We start from the raw sequence: 3,161 nt of genomic DNA on the forward strand, positions 1-3,161 counted from the left end.
GCGATCGAATTCCTCTTGTGTACACTCGGTACAACCTGGTCCACAGTCAGATGACGGAGCGGCTGGCCATACGCACACGCGACCGGGAAATACCGGCAGCCTTCTTCGACGACTTCGGTCCGATCGAGGACATTGCGTTTGCCGTTCGGGAAGCCCGCTTTCTGAATTCTGATGGTTCGACGCGACTCGAGATCTACTGGACGGCACCGGTCGCCAAGTTCGCCAGTGCGAATGCCAGATTGAACAATCTTGATGGAAAACAGCCATTCGATTTTCTGATTGAGTTCACCGTGGCTGAGTACGACGATCGAAACCGGCGAACGGTACACAGGGTCATGCGCAAGCGCATCGACGGCGTCACGTCCGATAGCGACGGTATGCTGTTCCCTCAGGTCTTTACCATCGAGCGTCTGCAGGTCGGTAGGCGACTCGCTTTGGAGTGGGACGTACGAACGCTGTCGCATGAAGAAGGCGAACTACTGCATTCTCAGGTCGGGATGGCCCTCAGAAGGCTCGACAGCCTGTCGACTCTTGCCGACGACCGGCGACTGCTGGAGATGAGTGATTTGAAGCCCATCCTCGTGAATGACGAGACGGGCGAGCAGGGTCCGGTATATCCCGGAAGCGTGCTGACGCCTCAGGTTCGTCTCGGCCTTGAGTTTGAGATCTATCATCTCAGGTTCGGCGGGGATGACCGGACACGCTATACGATCTCGTATGAATTGCAGAGAGAGTCGGACCCGGCTTTCAAGACGCGCGCCCGGCAGGTCGCGGGAAGTCAGACTATTACGTCGTCGACGGACTATTCGGGTGCATCAGCGACCGAATCGGAGACGATCGTCCTTGACCTGTCGGACTGGACTGAGCCGGGGCGCATGCGAATTCTGGTTCGCCTGCGCGACGAGAATTCGGGGCAGGAGGTTACGCGATCTCTCGATTACGAACTAGCGTTAGTCGACTAGGCGCTAGTTGCAGCACTTCAGGGTCGCTCTTTGCGTATGGCGAGCAACGCGTGTGCATGCTGTGGTGGTTGTGTGACGGCGGGTGTGCGTGTGGCCGAAGTGTGCGACGCCGCTGGGAGGGTAGCCGCGGTGCGTGTGCCGCCGTGTTGTTTCGGCAGTAGGTCCAGCGCCACGTCTACTCCGCACGTATTGAAGTGGCGAGCGGTTTGCGCCGGAGCGTGACGTGGTCGAGCACGTAGTTGCCAACGTCCCGCCCCTGCTTGATACCCTCCGTGATCGCGGGCATGTAGTGAATACCTCCGTAGAGTCGGCTTATCGCAGCCTCGGCCGCTGCCTCTTTGAACGAGGTGAAGGTTCGGATCGGCAGTCCGTATTCGACCTCCGTCGTGTCATCAAAAGCGAAATCGTCACCATAGAGCCCGGTGAGCACAATCGAGGCTGCTGTGGAGATCACGCTATGGCCGCTCGTGTATTCGGGGAACGGAGGCGTCTGAAGCAGTGGCATCCAGGCCGGGTCGATGTGCCGATTGATAACGGTCTCGGGGCGGATCAGAGTGCTCCTGTATTTCTCGTCCCAACTCGAAATGAAAGCATCCGAAAGAGCGATTGAGACTACAGCGTACGTCTCCGCTGCCGTCATCAGGTCGGCATTGGCCAGGCGTGCCGCGATTGCCGAGATCCCCATCCAGTGTCCGCCCGGTGTGATCTTCTTTACCGAAAACATCACGTGGCCGCGCGTACGCATGACGAACGGGTTGCAATCCCAGAACGCAGCGATCTCTGCTTCCTCATCCGACAGGTCGGTGCCGGCGCGATAGACTTCGTTTGCTTCTTTGTAGAACTGACTTCCGGGCTCCATCGAGAACGGCGTCGGCGGTGCGGGTTTGAACTGGTCGGCGGATGTCAGGACAAACGGCCGAATCCGGTTCCAGTGCGGCTCGATCCCATCCAGGTACGCGGGCGGTGTCGGGATCCAGCGTCCCGGGGCTTCCACGACCGAGTACTTCGCGAACGTTCGAGTCACCCTGTAGTTGTCGGCGTCTGCCCATGAAAGAATATGAGCGCTGACCCGGTTGCCGTATTCCACGGACCTGTCGAAGACATCATCGGATACGCCGGCCTTTCGAAAGCTGTCGAGCATTTGGCTGTGGAAGGAGATGATCTTGTCTTCCGAGAACACGATGGCCGTGGCAACATTCAGAAAGGCGTGAACGGCTGATAACTCCCGAAGCAGCTCGCCGTCGCCAGGCGTGGGAATCGGCTCGAGACCACGGAGCTGACCGGCGAGTGAAAGATATTCGCTGTTGTCGGCAGCCAGTACCTCGTAGGCGGCGATCGACGGATAAGCATAGCCACGACTTGCCTGGGGTGGGCTGAAGATGTCGTGGACCATGACATCTGTCAGCTGCTTGACGGCCGAATGCAGCAGTTCCGGATCCGCTTCCGGCTGCATGCTTCGCCAGCTGGTCGTGGCACACGAGACCGTGAACATCACGATCGTCAGTATTGCGAGTCCCGAGCGCCGTGTCGTTCTCATTGCAGCGTCGGTTTGAGTTAGAACTGTCTGCGCGCTTGTTGCGGGCACTGCCGGTCAGGGAAGCCGCACGTCAATGACCAGTCGGGCCTGCCGATCTGCATACGGATACAGGAATATCTGATCCGACCCGGCCGGGTCAGGGAAGCCCGTGCTGCTGAATCGCCTGTCAAACAGGTTGAAAACGTCGATTGCGAGACCAAACGAACCAAAGTCATACGCCACGTGGATGGCTGTTGTCGTGTATCCCGGCAGGCGGATCGTGTTTGCATCGTCAAGGAAGATCCGTTGCGATGACTGAACGGTAACCCCTGCGGAGAAAGGGTGCAACCGGAAAGAAAGAGCCCCCGCAATAACGTCTCGTGGAATGGCTTTGACAAAGTTGCCCGCATTGTCACCAAACTCCAGGGTGGTGGCCTGATGTGTGAAGCCGAATCTGGCATTCAGCACCTCGCGATAGTAGAGAGACAGGCTCGATTCAACCCCACGGTGCCGGCTTTCGCCGATATTGACGTACGCCAGTTGCTGGAGATCGAAATCGACCTCGTCTTTCATGTTGATCTCGTAGAGGGCCAATGAGATTTCGGCCGCGATGTCCGACGAGATAGGCTGGATTCGTTGGTACAGCCCCACCTCCATGCTGGTACCGGTCTGAGGCTCGAGCA

General features: G+C 58.4%; 3 protein-coding genes. 1 reads left to right on the forward strand and 2 read right to left on the reverse strand.

Going from position 1 to position 3,161, the window contains the following annotated elements; all coding sequences use genetic code 11:
- Positions 1-50: 50 nt before the first annotated feature.
- Complete coding sequence (locus HKN37_10150; protein ID NNE47007.1) at positions 51-962, forward strand: hypothetical protein; 912 nt, start codon at positions 51-53, stop codon at positions 960-962.
- 175 nt (positions 963-1,137) lie between these two features.
- Here HKN37_10150 and HKN37_10155 read toward each other — a convergent pair whose 3' ends face one another.
- The gene (locus tag HKN37_10155; GenBank protein NNE47008.1) at positions 1,138-2,499 is read right to left on the reverse strand and encodes a vanadium-dependent haloperoxidase; all 1,362 of its coding nucleotides are present in this window, start codon (positions 2,497-2,499) and stop codon (positions 1,138-1,140) included.
- 54 nt (positions 2,500-2,553) lie between these two features.
- Positions 2,554-3,161, reverse strand: a 608-nt coding sequence (locus HKN37_10160; GenBank protein NNE47009.1) for a TonB-dependent receptor, incomplete at its 5' end; no start/stop codon positions are given.

This window comes from Rhodothermales bacterium (genome assembly GCA_013002345.1).
In the GTDB taxonomy this organism is placed as follows: domain Bacteria; phylum Bacteroidota; class Rhodothermia; order Rhodothermales; family JABDKH01; genus JABDKH01.

Excerpts from the sequence above, each read along its gene's own strand:
- HKN37_10155 (NNE47008.1), bottom strand. The coding sequence starts at position 2,499 with ATGAGAACGACACGGCGCTCGGGACTCGCAATACTGACGATCGTGATG.
- HKN37_10150 (NNE47007.1), top strand. The coding sequence starts at position 51 with ATGACGGAGCGGCTGGCCATACGCACACGCGACCGGGAAATACCGGCA.